This is a genomic window from Streptomyces racemochromogenes, from assembly GCF_039535215.1.
Classification (GTDB): domain Bacteria; phylum Actinomycetota; class Actinomycetes; order Streptomycetales; family Streptomycetaceae; genus Streptomyces; species Streptomyces racemochromogenes.
This window is the reverse complement of sequence record NZ_BAAAWT010000001.1, coordinates 6,664,398-6,679,561: the sequence shown is the minus strand read 5'-3', so window position 1 is coordinate 6,679,561 and position 15,164 is coordinate 6,664,398. Positions and strand designations below refer to the sequence as shown.

The following is a 15,164-nucleotide window of genomic DNA, read 5'->3' as shown; positions in this document are numbered from 1 at the left end:
GGGGTCTCCCGACGAGAGGCCGTACCGATGGGAAGCGACGTCTCCATAGCCGGCCTGTTCCGGATCCACCGGGGCAGCGCCGGACCCGAGGAACTGGCCGCGATCACGGTCGTGGTCGCCTGCCTCGCGGGCCGGGCCGAGCAGGCCCCGCCCCGGCCGGTCCGGGGCGCACACCACCGCCCGCCCCCGCGGCCCGCGGGCCACGGCTGCTGGGCGGGGTGCTGGGCCTGCCGCTGAGCGGCCCGGGAGCGGGGCCCTCAGGAGCGGCGCAGCAGCCGCGTCATGGCGTCCGCGAGCTCCCCGCGCGGATCGGCGGACGGCCCCTCGCAGCGCCAGGCGACGAACCCGTCGGGGCGTACGAGGACGGCGCCGTCGGCGGGCAGTTCGTGGAGCTGCGCCCAGTGCGGCGAGCCGTCCGGCTGGACCAGGTCGGCGTCGGGCGAGGCGGCGACGGTGTAGGCGTCCAGGTGCGCGCCCAGTTCCCGCGCGACCTGCCCGGCCGCCTCCTGCCAGGGCGTGCCCGGGCTGCTGAGCAGCACGAACGAGGTCTCGTACAGGTCCAGCGAGGAGATCCGCCGCCCGGCCTGGGTGAGCCACATGTGCGGTGCCCTGGTGCCGACGTCGCCCTTGAGGCGCATCTCCTGCGGGATGACCGGCCGGGTGGGGTCGCCACCGAGGACGGCGCCCCGCGGGTAGCAGTAGCCCATGGCCGTGGTGAGGACCCCGCTGCCGGGGCCGCCGCCCATGGTGGGCGGGGGCACGTACCCCGGGTGGCTGTGCTCGGCCGAGCGGGCGGAGGCGCGCTCGCTGGTGGCGCGGGCCACGGGCAGGCGTTCCTCCTCGTAGCTGTCGAGCAGGCGGGGGCCGGCGGAGCCGTTCAGCACGGCCGCGATCTTCCAGGCGAGGTTGTGCGCGTCCTGGATGCCGGTGTTGGAGCCGAAGGCCCCGGTCGGGCACATCTCGTGGGCGGCGTCGCCCACCACGAAGACCCGGCCGACGGAGTACTGCTCGGCGACCCGTTCGGCGGCGTGCCAGGGGGCCTTGCCGCCGATCTCCACGTCGAGGTCGGGCAGGCCGATGGCCTCGCGGATCTGGGTGACGCAGCGCTCCTCGGTGAAGTCCTCCAGGGTCTCGCCCGTCTCCGGGTGCCAGGGGGCGTGGAAGACCCACTGGGTCTCGTTGTCGACGGGCAGCAGGGCTCCGTCGGCGCCCGGCCGCATCAGGTAACAGACGATGAACCGCAGGTCGCCCAGGGCTTCGGCGAGGTGCTCCGAGCGGAAGACGATGCTCACGTTGTGGAAGAGCTCGCCGTTGCCGCTCTGACGGATGCCGAGCGCCTCGCGGACGGGGCTGCGGGGGCCGTCCGCGGCGATCAGGAAGTCGGCGCGGACGGTGAGGTGCTCGCCGGTCTCCCGGTCCTTGACCAGGGCGCTCACTCCGGTGGCGTCCTGGTCGAAGCTCATCAGTTCGGTGGAGAAGCGCACGTCGGCGCCCTGGGCGCGGCTGTGCGCGGCCAGGACCGGCTCGATGTTGTTCTGGCTGCACAGGCACCAGCCGGTCGGACTGAAGCGGGCCAGCGCACCGGACGGGTCGACCGCCTTGATGAGCCACTTGTGCTCACCGCCGACGAGGGACTGCGTCTGCAGGATGCCCTGGTTGGCCTCCAGCGCGGAGGCCTCTTCGCGGATGGCGGGTTCCACGCCCGCCGTCCGGAACAGTTCCATCGTCCGGGCGTTGATCCCCCGTCCGCGCGGGTGGACGGAGGTCCCGGCGTGCTTCTCGACCACCATGTGCCTGATGCCGTGGCGGCTCAGGAACAGCGAGGTGGACAGGCCTACGAGGGAACCGCCCACGACGAGGACCGGTACGCGGACATCGGCATGCTCTTCCATCGGCTGCGGACTCCTGTTTCGTGTGGGGGGCAGTGGACGCCTTATGCCCCCGATCAGGGTTCTTGTCCGGGCGAGTCGCGTCTTGTCACCCGCTTGATCCGGAGATGTCGCGATCCGTACCCGGCCGGATGACGATGAGCGACAGCGGCGGACCCACTTGGGCCACACCGTCCGCCGTTCCCTACCGCGCAGGCCCGCGGGGCCCTCCGGGGCCCGCGCCACCGGCGGTCGCCGCCGACGGGCACCGGGTCGCCCCCGCGCCGGTCCCGGGCCCTCACGAAGGAGTGAGCAGATGACAACCACCCTGTCCGAACGGGTGTCTCAGTCCGCGTTCGACGGCTCCATGCTGCGGGTCGTCCTGCTGATGGACCTCCACGAGGGCGCCCAGCAGCGGTTCTTCGACGCCTACGAGCGGCTGCGCCACGACATCGCGTCCGTGCCGGGCCACCTGGGCGACCAGCTCTGCCAGTCCTTCGCGAACCCCTCCCAGTGGCTGATCACCAGCGAGTGGGAGAGCGCCCCGCAGTACCTCGCGTGGGTGAACAGCGAGGAGCACGTGGCCCAGGTGAAGCCGCTCGGCGCCTGTGCCCGCTCGATGCGGCCGCTGACCTTCACCGTCCTGCGCGAGACCGGCAGGCGGTACGAGTCCCCGCAGCGGGCGTCGGGCCGGCTGCAGGACGCGCCCCGGCTGGGCGAGGGCGTCGTGCGGCACGCGCTGACCTTCACGGTGAAGCCGGGCAGCGAGGAGAAGGTCGCCGGGATCCTCTCCTCGTACACCTCCCCGGCCGCCCGGGTCGACGACCACACCCGGCTCCTGCGCACTTCCCTCTTCATGCACGGCAACCGGGTGGTGCGGTGCGTGGAGGTGCAGGGCGACCTGACGGCGGCGCTGCGGCACGTGTCGGAGCAGCCCGAGGTGCGGGCCGTCGAGCACGCGATCAACCCCTACCTGGAGCAGGACCGGGACCTGTCCGACCCGGAGTCGGCGCGGATGTTCTTCATGCGCGCGGGCCTGCCGGCGGTCCACCACGTGGCCCCGCACGGGCCGCGGCCCGACGAGGTGACGCGGCACGCGCTGTTCTACCCGGCGAAGCCCGGCTGCGGTCCGCTCGTCGCCCGCTTCCTGGCCCGCCAGGACGAGACGGCGGCCAGGGTCCCCACCTCCCCGGTGCTGAGCAGCACCGTCTTCCAGCGCGACGACGTGGTGGTGCGCCTCCTCGACGTCAAGGGGCCGGCCGACAGCCGCTTCGCGGCGGGCTTCGGCATCGAGGGGCCCCGCAAGGCGGCGGTGCTGAACCGCCTGCTGGCCGGGGCACCCGGCACGGCCGCCGCCCCCCACCCCATGGACCTGATCACCGACCGCCGGGCTCCGGTGGAGTCCTGATCCGGACGGGCCGACCGGGCCCCCGCCCGGACCGGCCCCGCACCAGCCCCGTCACCACCCGGCAGCCCACGCGCACGCCAAGGCTCCGATCCGCCAGGAGGAAGTCAGCATGACCAGACATCAGCCGCGCATCGTCGACCTCAGCGACACCCAGCCCAACCGCAGGCGCGGAGGGGACCTGCGCGCCGTGCTCACCCCGACCTCGGTGGGCTCGACCAGCGGCTTCATGGGTCTGGCGGTGATGGCCCCCGGCGAGTCGATCGCCGAGCACTACCATCCCTACTCCGAGGAGTTCGTGTACGTGGTCGCCGGCTCCCTGGAGGTGGACCTCGACGGCGAGACCCACCCGCTGCGCGCCGACCAGGGCCTGCTCGTTCCGCTGAACGTGCGCCACCGGTTCCGCAACGTCGGCGGCACCGAGGCCCGGATGGTGTTCCACCTCGGCCCGCTCGCGCCGGACCCGAAGCTCGGGCACGTGGACACCGAGGAGGCGCCGAACCCGGACGCCACCGCGTGGGCGGAACGTCCCCCGGAGCGCTCCGGGGTGGTCTCGTGACGCGCCGGCGGGTGGCCGTGACCGGGGTGGGCGTCGTCGCCCCGGGCGGCATCGGCACCGCCGCGTTCTGGGACCTGCTGTCCAACGGGCGTACGGCGACCCGTGGCATCACCCTCTTCGACCCGTCCGGGTTCCGCTCCCGGATAGCCGCCGAGGTCGACTTCGACCCCCGTGAGCACGGCTTCACCGAGGACGAGGCGGCCCGGGCCGACCGGTACATCCAGTTCGCCCTGGTCGCCGCCCGCGAGGCGATGGCCGACGCCGGGCTGGAGCTCGACGGCGAGCGCGCCTGGCGCACCGGCGTCTCCCTCGGCACCGCGGTCGGCGGTACCACCCGGCTGGAGCACGACTACGTCGCGGTCAGCCAGCAGGGCGCGTGGTGGGACGTGGACCACCGCCTCTCCTCCCCCTTCCTGCACCGCGCGTTCACCCCCGCCACCCTCGCCTCGGCGGTGGCGGAGCAGACGGGGGCGCGCGGCCCGGTACAGACCGTCTCCACCGGCTGCACGTCGGGGCTCGACGCCGTCGGGTACGCGGTGCACTCCATCCAGGAGGGCCGGATGGACGTGTGCGTCGCCGGCGCCTCGGACTCCCCCGTGTCCCCCATCACCGTGGCCTGCTTCGACGCCATCAAGGCGACCTCGGCGAACAACGAGGACCCGGCGCACGCCTCCCGCCCCTTCGACGCCGACCGGGACGGGTTCGTCCTCGGCGAGGGCGGCGCGGTGCTGGTCCTGGAGGAGCTCGAGCACGCCCGCGCCCGCGGGGCCCGGATCTACTGCGAGATCGGCGGCTACGCCACCTTCGGCAACGCCCACCACATGACCGGGCTGACCACCGAGGGCCTGGAGATGGCCCGGGCGATATCCACCGCCCTGGCCCAGGCCAGGATCGACGCACGGGACGTCGACTACGTCAACGCGCACGGTTCCGGGACCAAGCAGAACGACCGCCACGAGACGGCGGCCGTCAAGCGGGTGCTCGGCGACCACGCCTACAAGACGCCGATGACCTCCATCAAGTCCATGGTGGGGCACTCGCTCGGCGCCATCGGGGCGATCGAACTCGCGGCCTGCGTGCTGGCCATGGAGCACCAGGTGGTGCCGCCGACCGCGAACTACGAGACCCCAGACCCCGAATGCGACCTGGACTACGTGCCGCGCACCGCCCGCAGCCACACCCTGCGCAGCGTGCTGTCCGTCGGCAGCGGCTTCGGCGGCTTCCAGTCCGCCGTGGTCATGACCCAGCCCAAGGAGGTACGCGCGTGAACAGACCTACGGGCGGCCCGCCGGTGGCCGTCACGGGCATCGGGGTCGTCGCGCCCAACGGGATCGGCGCCGCCGCCTTCTGGAAGGCGACGCAGGCGGGCGAGAGCGTCCTGGACCGGGTGACCCGCCAGGGGTGCGAGCACCTTCCGGTGCGCGTCGCCGGCGAGGTGCGGGGCTTCGAGCCCGGTCAGCTGGTGGAGGACCGGTTCCTGGTGCAGACCGACCGGTTCAGCCACTACGCGCTGGCGGCGGCGGACCTCGCGCTGGAGCACGCCCGGCTGGGCCGGGCGGACTACGAGGACGATCCGTACGCGGTGGGCGTCGTGACCGCGGCCGGCTCGGGCGGCGGCGAGTTCGGGCAGCGCGAGCTGCAGCGGCTGTGGGGGCAGGGCCCCCGCTACGTCGGCCCGTACCAGTCGATCGCCTGGTTCTACGCGGCCAGCACCGGCCAGGTGTCCATCCGGCGCGGGTTCAAGGGTCCCTGCGGGGTGGTGGCGAGCGACGAGGCGGGCGGGCTGGACGCCTTCGCGCACGCCGCCCGGGGGATCCGCCAGGGCAGCCGGGCGATGCTGGTCGGCGCCACGGAGGCGCCGCTCGCCCCGTACTCGGTGGTCTGCCAGCTCGGGTACGAGGGGCTCAGCACCGCCGAGGACCCGGAGCGCGCCTACCGGCCGTTCACCGCGAAGGCCTGCGGGTTCGTCCCGGCGGAGGGCGGCGCGATGTTCACCGTCGAGGACGCCGCGGCGGCGAGGCGGCGGGGCGCGCCGGTGCGGGCCCTGCTCGCCGGGCACGCCGCGACCTTCACCGGGCCGGGCCGGCCGGAGGAGTCGGGTGAGGGCCTGGCCCACGCGATCCGCGGCGCGCTGCGGGAGGCGGGGCTGGCGCCCGAGGAGGTGGACGTGGTCTTCGCCGACGCCCTGGGCACGCCCGAGGCGGACGCGGCGGAGGCGCGGGCGATCCGGGAGGCGCTGGGCGCGCACGGCGCGAAGGTGCCCGTGACCGCCCCCAAGACCGGTACCGGGCGGGCGTACTGCGCGGCCGGCACCCTCGACGCGGCCGCCGCCGTGCTGGCGCTGGAGCACGGGGTCGTCCCTCCCACCCCGAACGTCTTCGACGTCTGCCACGACCTCGACGTGGTCACCGGCAGCGCCCGCGTCGCCCCCCTGCGGACCGCGCTCGTGCTGAGCCGGGGCCGGATGGGTTCGAACGCGGCCCTCGTCCTCCGCAAGGGGCCCGGATCCGCAGAGCAGTGACCGGGCCCCGTTCGTCGGGGCCGGGCGCGGCCAAGGGCCCGGCCCCCGGAAGCAGGAAAGAGAGAAGGCACCATGTCCGACCGACTGACCCTGGAAGAGCTGGCGGCGCTCATGAAGACCGCCGGCATCACCGTCGACCCCACGGAGCTGGCGAGCCGCCCGGACTCCCGGTTCGACGACTACGGCCTGGACTCGCTGGGCCTGCTCGGCATCGTCGGTGAGCTGGAGAACCGGCGGGGCCGCGCGCTGCCCCCGGACGCGGACCGCTGCAAGAGCCCGCGCGAGTTCGTCGACCTCGTCAACAACAGCCTCATGACCGGAGCCTGACATGCCTGGACACACCGACAACGAGATCCTGGTCAAAGCACCCGTCGACGTCGTGTGGGACGTGACGAACGACCTGCCCAACTGGCCGAAGCTGTTCAGCGAGTACGCCTCGGTCGAGATCCTGGAGAAGGCCGGGAACACCACCCGGTTCCGGCTGGCCATGCACCCGGACGAGAACGGCGTGGTGTGGAGCTGGGTCTCGGAGCGGACGGTGGACCGGGCGGGCCTGACGGTGAAGGCCCGCCGGGTGGAGACGGGTCCGTTCGCGCACATGGACATCCACTGGGAGTACGGCGAGGTGCCGGGCGGGACCCGGATGCGGTGGGTGCAGGACTTCGCGATGAAGCCGGACGCGCCCATCGACGACGCCGGGATGACCGACCGGATCAACCTGAACTCCCGCATCCAGATGGAGCTCATCCGGGACAAGATCGAAGGGCGGGGCGGCCACAAGGCCCCGGCCGGCCGCCGCTGAGGGCTCTCCCGCGTCCATCCGCTCCCCCACCCGAAAGGCACACCTCCCGATGCACCAAGCCCTCATCGTGGCCCGTATGGCGCCCGGTTCGGCGCCCGACATCGCCGGCCTGTTCGCCGCCTCGGACGCGGGTGAGCTGCCCCACCTGGTGGGGGTCAGCCGCCGCAGTCTCTTCCAGTTCGGGGACGTCTACATGCACCTCATCGAGGCCGACCGGGACCCGGGCCCGGCCATCGCCCAGGTGACCCGGCACCCGGAGTTCGTCGACCTGAGCGAGCGGCTCTCGGCGTTCGTCAGCCCCCACGACCCGAAGACGTGGCGGGGCCCGAAGGACGCCATGGCCCAGCGGTTCTACGTCTGGGAGCGGAACGCCGCCCGGTAGTCCGTACGGGTGCCCACGCCGGCGCCGCACCTTCCGGGCGGCCTGGGCACCCGAGACCGGGCGAGCCGGGCGCGTCCGCTTCACGGCTCGTGACGGGGGGAATTCGGCAGGTAGTTTTTGAATGAATACCTGACTGAATTCCCGTCAACAAGGTTCCGCCTTGTATCTCGATTTGATAACGAGATCCCGGAAAAGGCCTGGACCTTTGATCCGCAACGCGCGTAACTCCCTTGTTTTCAAAGCGAGTTGACAGTTCATCAAATCAGGCAACAAGGTAACGGATAGATTTCCCGGACCGGTCTCCCGTTTGTCCGAATTCTCCGAGCCGCTCATCTGGCAAGCTTCCGCGCACCCACTCTCCTGACACGGACTTGAGGTGCGCATGACAGCACGATCCACCGGCCGGCGCCGCAAGCCCGGCCACCGGCGCAAACCCCGGAAGCTGATACTCCTCACCGCCGCCATGGCATCGGCGGCGGTGCTCGCGGGAGGCATCGCCTACTCCCGCATAGGCGGCGAGGCCGAGGCGACCACGACCGCGCTGGCCGAGGCACCCGCCGCGGCCGCCGAACCGGCCGCCGCACCGGCCCGCGACGCGGAACCGGCCCCCCTGGCGAAGGCGCCCGCCAACGAAGGCGCGCGCGGCATGGTCTACGACGGGCTGGAGACGGCCCCCAAGGGCGACCGCTGCGTCGGCGTCTACCGCACGAAGGACGGCCTGTGCACCCACGGGCCCGACGCTCCCCCCGGGGGCGTCGACATCAAGAAGGACATCGAGCCGGTCGTCCGCACGAAGGCCCCCGCGGCCGACCCCGCCTCCCCGGCCAGCGCCGACCCGGCGGCCGGCGAGGGCGGCGGGCGTCCTCAGGACGCGCCCGCCGCCGACGCCCGCACCGCCGCGAGCGCCAAGGCCCCGGCCCCGCCGGCCTCCGGCAGCCAGGCCGTCGCCGCCGGGCCGGCCGGACAGACCGTCCAGTGCGACGGCGACGGCAGCACCGGCAACCGCGTCCAGGTCGTGTACGCGCACGGCCCCGGCCGCGACCGGTACGCCGAGTACGTGGCCTCGTTCCGCAAGTGGGCGGCCGACGCCGACCTCATCTACGCGGCGAGCGCCAAGGAGACCGGCGGCGTCCGGCACATCCGCTACGTGACCGCCGCCGACTGCACACCCTCGGTGCTCAACATCGAGCTCCCCGACTCCGCGCTCTCGGAGTTCAGCGCCACCAACAACGCGCTGGCCGCCAAGGGCCTGGACCGCCGCGACCGCAAGTACATGATCTTCGCGGACACCCAGGTGTACTGCGGCATCGGCACCTTCAACGGCGACGAGCGGCCCGGCCAGAACAACCTGAGCAACTTCGGCCCGTCCTACGGGCGGACCGACTCGGGGTGCTGGGGCGGCCACACCGCCGCGCACGAACTCGGCCACAACCTGGGCGCGGTCAACAACAGCGCGCCCAACACCAGCCGGGGCGCGCACTGCACCGACGAGTGGGACGTGATGTGCTACTCGGACACCCCGTACTACCCGCAGATGCGCAACGTCTGCACCAACAAGGCGTCCGAGAACATTCTCGACTGCAACCACGACGACTACTTCCACACCAGTCCGAAGCCGGGCAGCTACCTGGCCACCCACTGGAACATCGCGGACAACCAGTTCCTGATGCGGAACGCGGGCGGCGGAGGCACCAACCCGGACCCCAACCCGAACCCGTCGCCGACCGCGAAGCCCAGCCCGTCCCCCACCAAGAAGCCCTCGGGCGCACCGGCGGTGACGGCCGGTCAGATCCAGTCCGACTCGGTGGTGCTGAGCTGGCCCAAGGCCGAGGGCGCCGCCTGGTACCAGGTGCTGCTGAACGACAAGCACCTGACCTGGGTGCAGTCCACCTCCCTGCGCGTCTACAACCTCAAGCCCGGCACCGCGTACACGGCCGCCGTGTCGGTCCGCGACGGCTCCGGCCGTGACAGCGGCCCCGGCAAGGCCGCCTCGTTCCGCACGACCGACACGGGCGGCGGCGCCACCACCCCGGGCACCCGCTACGTGCTCGGCAACGGCAGCAGCGGCATGGCCGCCGAGCTGTGGGGCGGGCGCACCGCCGACGGGACCGTGCTCGTCGCGAACCGGACCAACGGCTACGCGCAGCAGCAGTGGTACTTCGACGACGCGGGCAACGGGACGGTCCGGATCAAGTCCGCGGCGTCCGGCAAGTGCCTCCAGCCCGGCGGCGCCCCCGCCGCGGGCATGTGGGTCGCGCAGCAGCCCTGCCAGAACTCCGCCGCCCAGCAGTGGCGGGTGTCCTCCCGTGACGGCGCGGTGACCATCACCGACGCGAGCGGCGGCTTCGCCCTGACGGTCAGCAACCGGCCCTACTACGGGACCTGGCTGCTCGACCTCCAGCGCGCGGACGGCCGTCCGGCGCAGGTCTGGACGGCCCGCAAGGCCGGCTGACCCAGCCTCCTCGAACCGGCGGGCGGCCGTACTCCCCTACGGCCGCCCGCCCCCTCGTCTCCCTCCCGCACTTCCCCTCACCTGGAGCACCGTGCCGATGCGCCGACACCTCCCGAACCTCCCCGCCCTGGCCCTCGCCGCGCTCACCCTCCCCCTGTTGTGCCTCGTCCTGGCCATGGGCGCGGCGGGGCCCGCCCACGCCCACGGCGACACCCTGAAGGTGGTCATCACCGGTCAGCGGGACGGCCGGGTCACCGCCGACGTCACCTGGGAGAACGACGGTGACGCCGTGGAGGAGGCCGTGGCCGCCACCGTGAACGCCGTCAGCGCCGACGGTGGCCGTACCCAGGGCCCGTGGCGGCTGGTGCGCGACACCGGCCGGGCCGCGGGGTGGGTGACGGCCGAGGCGCTGCCGCCGGGTACGTGGCAGGTGACCGTCGACGCGGGCTTCCCCTCGCTCGGGCACGCGCAGAAGGAGGTGGCGGTGCCGGCCGTGGACCCGGCCCCGTCGGCCCCGGCCCCCTCGGCACCCCCCTCCCCGGCCACCGCGGCCCCGTCGGGCCCCGCGAGCCCCGCCTCACCCCCCTCCCCCTCCTCCCCGGAGCCCGCGCCGTCCGGCGCTTCCGGCGGCTCCGGCGGCTGGTGGACCACGGCCGGGGTCGCCGGGATCGCCCTCGTCGGGGCGGTGGCCGGCGTCTTCCTGCGCCGTTCCCGCCGCTGACGGAGTGTCGCCCGCCCGGCCCGGCGGCGGGCGAGCAAGGTGGTCCCCACAACGGCCAGACGGCGTACACGACGAGAGAGACGGCTGGGGACTGCTGATGAAGGCCACGGAGGTACTGGCGGACGGCTTCGGACGCGTCCGGGAGGTGGTGCACGAGGCGGTCGAGGGGCTCACGGCCGAGCAGTTGAACGCCCGGCTCGACGCGGAGGCGAACCCGATCGCCTGGCTGGTCTGGCACCTGACCCGGGTGCAGGACGACCACGTGGCCGAGGTCGCCGGGCTGGAGCAGGTCTGGCGGGCGGGCGGCTGGGCCGAGCGCTTCGCCCTGCCGCTGCCCGTCGACGGCATCGGCTACGGGCACACCGCCGCCGAGGCCGGCACGGTCCGCGTCGACTCCCCCGAGCTGCTGCTGGGCTACTACGACGCGGTCCACGAGCAGAGCCTGCGCTTCGTGCGGGGCCTGGCCGCCGCCGATCTGGAGCGGATCGTCGACGAGCGCTGGGACCCGCCGGTCAGCCTGGGCGTCCGCCTGGTCAGCGTCCTGACGGACGACCTCCAGCACGCGGGCCAGGCCGCCTACGTCCGGGGTCTGCTGGAGCGGCGCTGAGTCAGGGGCCGTCCGGGCGGTAGGACGCGCCGGCGTGGCCGACGCCGACGGCGATGTCCACAGTGCGGTCGGCCGCGGGGTCGTTCAGGGCGTCCGCCGTCTCGCAGCGGCCCAGGCCCGCGCGGCAGCTGACGCGGTAGCGGGTGCCCGGGGGCAGGACGAGTTCCAGGCGGCCGGCGTCGGCGCGTGCCGTGACCTGCTCGGGCGGTGCCGCGAAACGGGCGTCGGCCCGGCCGGATCCTGCGCGGATGTCGGCCTGCGGCACGGTCAGGCCGGTGGGGCGCAGGGTGCCGTCGCCGACCCGCGCCCGCAGTGGTCCGCGCAGGTCGGCCAGAACCAGCGTGCCGGCGCCCGTCTCGGCGTCGACCGCGGCGGCCATGCCGCTGACGCTGATCCGGCCCGTGCCGCCGGAGACCTTCAGCGGGACCCCGGCGGGCACGGTCACCGCGAGCCGCACCGAGCAGCCGGCTCCCGCGGCGAAGCCGAGGGAGCCGTCGGGGCAGTGCGGGGTGAGCCTGAGGGTGTCGCCGAGCCAGCTCTCCTCGACCTCCGGCCGCCCGAGCGACCAGGCGAGGTCGGCCCGGTAGCCGACCCGCGCGTCCCCGCCCGGGGTGACGGACACGTCGGACGGCCCCGCCACCACCTCCACGGCGGTCACCGTCCGGCCGCCGCTGCCGCCGACGGCCGTGCCCCTGCGTACGCCTGCGCCGGTCCCCGCCTGCCAGGCGGCCGCCGCCAGCACCAGGACGGCGCTGAGCGCGGCGGCGGTGTACCAGGCGAGGCGCGGCCCGTTCCCCCCGGCGGCGGGACCGGTCACGGCGTGCCGTCCAGGAAGCGCAGGACGGCGAGGACCCGGCGGTGGGCCTCGGCGGCCGGGGGCAGGTCGAGCTTGGCGAAGATGTTGTTGATGTGCTTGGCCACCGCGCTCTCGCTGACGACGAGTCCGGCGGCGATGGCCGCGTTGGAGCGGCCCTCGGCCATCAGGGCCAGGACGTCGCGCTCGCGCGGGGTGAGCCGTTCCAGCGGGTCGGGGCCGCCGCGGCGCAGCAGGAGCTGGGCGACCACCTGCGGGTCGAGGGCGGTGCCGCCGGCCGCGACGCGGCGCAGGGCGTCGACGAACTCCTCGACGTCGGCGACGCGCTGCTTGAGCAGGTAGCCGATGCCGGCGCCGCTCCGGGAGGACAGCAGGTCGGCGGCGTAGCGCTCCTCCACGTACTGGGAGAGCAGCAGCACGGCGGTGCCGGGGTACTGGCTGCGGATCATCAGGGCGGCGCGGACGCCCTCGTCGGTGAATCCGGGCGGCATCCGGACGTCCACCAGCGCGAGGTCGGGGCGGTGTTCCTCGACGGCGGCCAGCAGGCCCTCGGCGTCGCCGGTCTCGGCGGCCACTTCGAATCCGGCCATTTCCAGGACTTTGACAAGACCTATGCGCAGCAGGACGGAGTCCTCGGCGATCACAGCCCGCACGGCAGCTCCACAGTGACGGTGGTCGGGCCCCCGAGGGGGCTGTCGATCAGAATCGTTCCGTCGACCGACCCTACGCGCTTGCGCAGGCCGGTCAGTCCGGTGCCGCCCGCCGGGTCGGCGCCGCCGACGCCGTCGTCGGTGACGACGACGCGCAGGAGGTCGCCCCGGCGGCCGTCGGCGACGCGGCCGACGTGGACCGAACAGCGTTCGGCGCGGGCGTGTTTGGCCACGTTGGCGAGGGCTTCGGAGACGACGAAGTAGGCGACGGCCTCGACGGTGGAGCCGGGCCGCCGGGCGAGGTCCACGGTGAGTTCGACGGGGAGCGGGGCGCGTGCGGCGATGCCGGAGAGCGCGGCGTCCAGGCCGCGGTCCTCCAGTACGGCCGGGTGGAGTCCCCGTACGAGGCTGCCGAGTTCCTCGATGGCCTCCTTCGCCTCGCGGTGGGCCTCGTCGATGACGGCCCTGGCCTCGGGCGGCAGGTCGGTGAGGGTGGCGCGGGCGATGCCGAGGTTCATGGCGAGGGAGACCAGGCGCTGTTGGGCACCGTCGTGCAGGTCGCGTTCGATGCGGCGGCGTTCGAGGTCGGCGGCGTCGAGGACGCCGGCCCGGCTCTCGGCGAGGTCCTCGACCCGGCGCTCCAGTTCGCGGGCCCGGTTGGGGCCGAGGAGGGCGGCCGCGGCGGTGGCGTCGATCCGGGTGAGGGCCGCGGCCAGCCAGGGCGCGGCGAGCAGGGCGAGCACGCCGAGGCCGGTGATGGCGTCGTACTGGGCCGTCCAGCCCGGGGCGGGGAGTTCGCCGTCGGAGGGGAGCACCCAGAACCAGGCGTAGACGCAGGCCCCGGCGGCGCCGCCGGCCCAGGTCAGGACCAGTACGGCGGCCCCCGCGGCGGCGAGCGGGCTGACGAGGAGGTGGTAGCCGTACTGGCGCCAGGTCGACTCGGAGCGCAGCCGCTCGGCGAGGCCGCGTACGGTCGCCCAGCGGTGTTCGTGGACGACGGGCGGCACCTCCAGGCCGAGGAGCGTCCGGAAGCGGCTGCGCTGGAGGAGGGTCAGCAGCGGGCGGAGCGCGAGGACCAGGAGCAGCGGGAGGGCGGTGTGGCCGGGGAGGGCGACGAGGGCGGCGGCACCGAGCAGGAGGGGCAGGGCGGGCGGGATCGCGGCCGTGGCGAAGACGGTGTTGCGCCAGGCCCACGCCGACCAGGGGGCGTGCGACGCGATCCAGGTGTACGTACGCCTCAGCGCGCCGCGGGTTGCCATGTCCGCAACGGTAATCGGATGGATCACGGGGCTGCCACCACCCTGGCGTCCGGCCGGTGGTGTACCTGGCACCACCCCCGCTTGGGACGGTGGGGCTACTGATCTTCTCCTCGCGGGCCCACAGGGTTGTGGTGTGCCCGGCGGACGGACCGCCGGACCGGAAGGAGACCCGCAGCCATGGCCCTCGTCGCCCCGCAGTTCCCTGCCCGCCCCCGCTCCGGGGGAGTGCGCGGCCGCGCGCCGCGGCTCGCGGCGGTGCTGACGGGGGCCGGGCTGGCGCTGCTGCCGTGGATGGTGGTGCTGGCGCGGACGCTGCCGCGGACGGCGGAGGTGTCCAACTGGTCCACCGCCTGGGTCGGCTTCGACGCGCTGCTGGCCGCCGGGCTGACCGGGACGGGGCTGCTGCTGCGCGGGGGCGACCCCCGGGTCCCGGCGGTGGCGGGTGCGACGGCCGCGCTGCTGGTGGCGGACGCCTGGCTCGACGTCACCACCTCGGCGGGTACGGCCGGGCAGGGCGCGGCGGTGCTGATGGCGCTCGCCGCGGAGCTGCCGCTGGCGGTGGCCTGCGCGGTGGTGGCCGCGCGGCGCACCGCCTGACGGGCGGCCGGGGGGCTGCTACTCGATGACGAGCTCGACGGGGATGTTGCCCCGGGTGGCCTTGGAGTAGGGGCAGACCTCGTGGGCCTGCTTGACCAGCAGGGTGCCGGTCTCGCCCTCCAGGTGGGCCGGGAGCTCGACGCGCAGGGTGACGGCGAGACCGAAGCCGCCGGCGTCCTGGCCGATGGAGGCCTCCGCGGTGACGGACACGTCGCCGGTGTCGACCTTCGCCTGCCGGCCGACCAGGCCCAGGGCGCTGGCGAAGCAGGCCGCGTAGCCGGCGGCGAAGAGCTGCTCGGGGTTGGTGCCCTGGCCGTTGCCGCCGAGCGCCGGGGGCATGGCGAGGGGCAGGTCGATCTGGCCGTCGGAGCTGACGGCGCGGCCCTCGCGGCCGTTGGCGGTGGCGACGGCGGTGTACAGCGCGTCCATCGGGAGGTCCTTTCAGAGGGGCGGGGCGGCCGGTGGCCGACCCTCGACCACAAATAGAGCACACAATTCAGTTGTGCACAACTCAATCGCTCGCAAGC

Annotated in this window: 17 protein-coding genes; 12 read left to right on the top strand and 5 right to left on the bottom strand. The window is 74.1% G+C overall.

Annotation, left to right across the window (positions count from 1 at the left end; genetic code table 11):
* Positions 1-27 precede the first annotated feature (27 nt).
* Positions 28-237 carry an acyl-CoA carboxylase subunit epsilon gene (locus ABD973_RS30945; RefSeq protein ID WP_125820053.1) on the top strand — a complete coding sequence of 70 codons (210 nt, stop codon included), beginning with the start codon at positions 28-30 and terminating at the stop codon, positions 235-237.
* 20 nt (positions 238-257) lie between these two features.
* On the opposite strand, the gene ABD973_RS30940 is transcribed toward ABD973_RS30945, so the two are convergent.
* Positions 258-1,892 carry an FAD-dependent oxidoreductase gene (locus tag ABD973_RS30940; RefSeq protein WP_345503452.1) on the bottom strand — a complete coding sequence of 545 codons (1,635 nt, stop codon included), beginning with the start codon at positions 1,890-1,892 and terminating at the stop codon, positions 258-260.
* Positions 1,893-2,184: 292 nt separating this feature from the next.
* On the opposite strand from ABD973_RS30940, the gene ABD973_RS30935 reads away from it, so the two are divergent.
* From ABD973_RS30935 to ABD973_RS30890, 10 genes are all read left to right on the top strand, one after another.
* On the top strand, positions 2,185-3,276 hold the full coding sequence (locus ABD973_RS30935) for a SchA/CurD-like domain-containing protein (RefSeq protein ID WP_125820055.1): 1,092 nt from the start codon (positions 2,185-2,187) through the stop codon (positions 3,274-3,276).
* A 109-nt stretch (positions 3,277-3,385) separates the two neighbouring features.
* Positions 3,386-3,832: a cupin domain-containing protein gene (locus ABD973_RS30930; protein WP_345503449.1), complete on the top strand. Its 447-nt coding sequence runs from the start codon at positions 3,386-3,388 to the stop codon at positions 3,830-3,832.
* Positions 3,829-5,100 carry a beta-ketoacyl-[acyl-carrier-protein] synthase family protein gene (locus ABD973_RS30925; protein WP_125602222.1) on the top strand — a complete coding sequence of 424 codons (1,272 nt, stop codon included), beginning with the start codon at positions 3,829-3,831 and terminating at the stop codon, positions 5,098-5,100. The genes ABD973_RS30930 and ABD973_RS30925 overlap by 4 nt, the downstream gene beginning before the upstream one ends.
* Positions 5,097-6,353 (top strand): beta-ketoacyl synthase N-terminal-like domain-containing protein, encoded by a 1,257-nt coding sequence (locus ABD973_RS30920; protein ID WP_125820056.1) that lies wholly within the window; start codon positions 5,097-5,099, stop codon positions 6,351-6,353. The genes ABD973_RS30925 and ABD973_RS30920 overlap by 4 nt, the downstream gene beginning before the upstream one ends.
* Before the next feature lie 72 nt (positions 6,354-6,425).
* Positions 6,426-6,680 (top strand): acyl carrier protein, encoded by a 255-nt coding sequence (locus ABD973_RS30915; RefSeq protein ID WP_125602228.1) that lies wholly within the window; start codon positions 6,426-6,428, stop codon positions 6,678-6,680.
* A 1-nt stretch (position 6,681) separates the two neighbouring features.
* Positions 6,682-7,155 carry an SRPBCC family protein gene (locus ABD973_RS30910; RefSeq protein WP_125602231.1) on the top strand — a complete coding sequence of 158 codons (474 nt, stop codon included), beginning with the start codon at positions 6,682-6,684 and terminating at the stop codon, positions 7,153-7,155.
* A 49-nt stretch (positions 7,156-7,204) separates the two neighbouring features.
* Positions 7,205-7,537: a TcmI family type II polyketide cyclase gene (locus ABD973_RS30905; RefSeq protein ID WP_345503447.1), complete on the top strand. Its 333-nt coding sequence runs from the start codon at positions 7,205-7,207 to the stop codon at positions 7,535-7,537.
* 382 nt (positions 7,538-7,919) lie between these two features.
* Positions 7,920-9,989 (top strand): RICIN domain-containing protein, encoded by a 2,070-nt coding sequence (locus ABD973_RS30900; protein WP_241253117.1) that lies wholly within the window; start codon positions 7,920-7,922, stop codon positions 9,987-9,989.
* Positions 9,990-10,086: 97 nt separating this feature from the next.
* Positions 10,087-10,710: a hypothetical protein gene (locus ABD973_RS30895; RefSeq protein ID WP_125820057.1), complete on the top strand. Its 624-nt coding sequence runs from the start codon at positions 10,087-10,089 to the stop codon at positions 10,708-10,710.
* Positions 10,711-10,807: 97 nt separating this feature from the next.
* The gene (locus ABD973_RS30890; RefSeq protein ID WP_125820058.1) at positions 10,808-11,317 is read left to right on the top strand and encodes a mycothiol transferase; all 510 of its coding nucleotides are present in this window, start codon (positions 10,808-10,810) and stop codon (positions 11,315-11,317) included.
* Between the two features lies 1 nt (position 11,318).
* Here ABD973_RS30890 and ABD973_RS30885 read toward each other — a convergent pair whose 3' ends face one another.
* From ABD973_RS30885 to ABD973_RS30875, 3 genes are read right to left on the bottom strand one after another with little or no spacing between them, the layout of a single operon-like run.
* Positions 11,319-12,134 carry a DUF4097 family beta strand repeat-containing protein gene (locus ABD973_RS30885; protein ID WP_345503445.1) on the bottom strand — a complete coding sequence of 272 codons (816 nt, stop codon included), beginning with the start codon at positions 12,132-12,134 and terminating at the stop codon, positions 11,319-11,321.
* Complete coding sequence (locus ABD973_RS30880; protein WP_125605135.1) at positions 12,131-12,784, bottom strand: response regulator transcription factor; 654 nt, start codon at positions 12,782-12,784, stop codon at positions 12,131-12,133. Before ABD973_RS30880 ends, ABD973_RS30885 begins: the two co-directional genes overlap by 4 nt.
* Positions 12,772-14,040 carry a sensor histidine kinase gene (locus tag ABD973_RS30875; RefSeq protein WP_386381945.1) on the bottom strand — a complete coding sequence of 423 codons (1,269 nt, stop codon included), beginning with the start codon at positions 14,038-14,040 and terminating at the stop codon, positions 12,772-12,774. Before ABD973_RS30875 ends, ABD973_RS30880 begins: the two co-directional genes overlap by 13 nt.
* A 177-nt stretch (positions 14,041-14,217) precedes the next feature.
* Here ABD973_RS30875 and ABD973_RS30870 point away from each other — a divergent pair, with 177 nt between their 5' ends.
* Positions 14,218-14,637 carry a hypothetical protein gene (locus tag ABD973_RS30870; protein WP_125602996.1) on the top strand — a complete coding sequence of 140 codons (420 nt, stop codon included), beginning with the start codon at positions 14,218-14,220 and terminating at the stop codon, positions 14,635-14,637.
* Between the two features lie 18 nt (positions 14,638-14,655).
* Here the strand turns inward: ABD973_RS30870 and ABD973_RS30865 are convergent, their stop codons facing one another.
* Entirely contained in the window at positions 14,656-15,066 is a 411-nt protein-coding gene (locus tag ABD973_RS30865) for an organic hydroperoxide resistance protein (RefSeq protein ID WP_007262362.1), read from the bottom strand.
* Positions 15,067-15,164: the final 98 nt, after the last annotated feature.

Coding starts and splice junctions, on each gene's coding strand:
- ABD973_RS30875 (WP_386381945.1), bottom strand. CDS start 14,040: ATGGCAACCCGCGGCGCGCTGAGGCGTACGTACACCTGGATCGCGTCG.
- ABD973_RS30940 (WP_345503452.1), bottom strand. CDS start 1,892: ATGGAAGAGCATGCCGATGTCCGCGTACCGGTCCTCGTCGTGGGCGGT.
- ABD973_RS30865 (WP_007262362.1), bottom strand. CDS start 15,066: ATGGACGCGCTGTACACCGCCGTCGCCACCGCCAACGGCCGCGAGGGC.
- ABD973_RS30910 (WP_125602231.1), top strand. CDS start 6,682: ATGCCTGGACACACCGACAACGAGATCCTGGTCAAAGCACCCGTCGAC.
- ABD973_RS30930 (WP_345503449.1), top strand. CDS start 3,386: ATGACCAGACATCAGCCGCGCATCGTCGACCTCAGCGACACCCAGCCC.
- ABD973_RS30895 (WP_125820057.1), top strand. CDS start 10,087: ATGCGCCGACACCTCCCGAACCTCCCCGCCCTGGCCCTCGCCGCGCTC.
- ABD973_RS30945 (WP_125820053.1), top strand. CDS start 28: ATGGGAAGCGACGTCTCCATAGCCGGCCTGTTCCGGATCCACCGGGGC.
- ABD973_RS30890 (WP_125820058.1), top strand. CDS start 10,808: ATGAAGGCCACGGAGGTACTGGCGGACGGCTTCGGACGCGTCCGGGAG.
- ABD973_RS30915 (WP_125602228.1), top strand. CDS start 6,426: ATGTCCGACCGACTGACCCTGGAAGAGCTGGCGGCGCTCATGAAGACC.
- ABD973_RS30870 (WP_125602996.1), top strand. CDS start 14,218: ATGGCCCTCGTCGCCCCGCAGTTCCCTGCCCGCCCCCGCTCCGGGGGA.
- ABD973_RS30900 (WP_241253117.1), top strand. CDS start 7,920: ATGACAGCACGATCCACCGGCCGGCGCCGCAAGCCCGGCCACCGGCGC.
- ABD973_RS30905 (WP_345503447.1), top strand. CDS start 7,205: ATGCACCAAGCCCTCATCGTGGCCCGTATGGCGCCCGGTTCGGCGCCC.
- ABD973_RS30935 (WP_125820055.1), top strand. CDS start 2,185: ATGACAACCACCCTGTCCGAACGGGTGTCTCAGTCCGCGTTCGACGGC.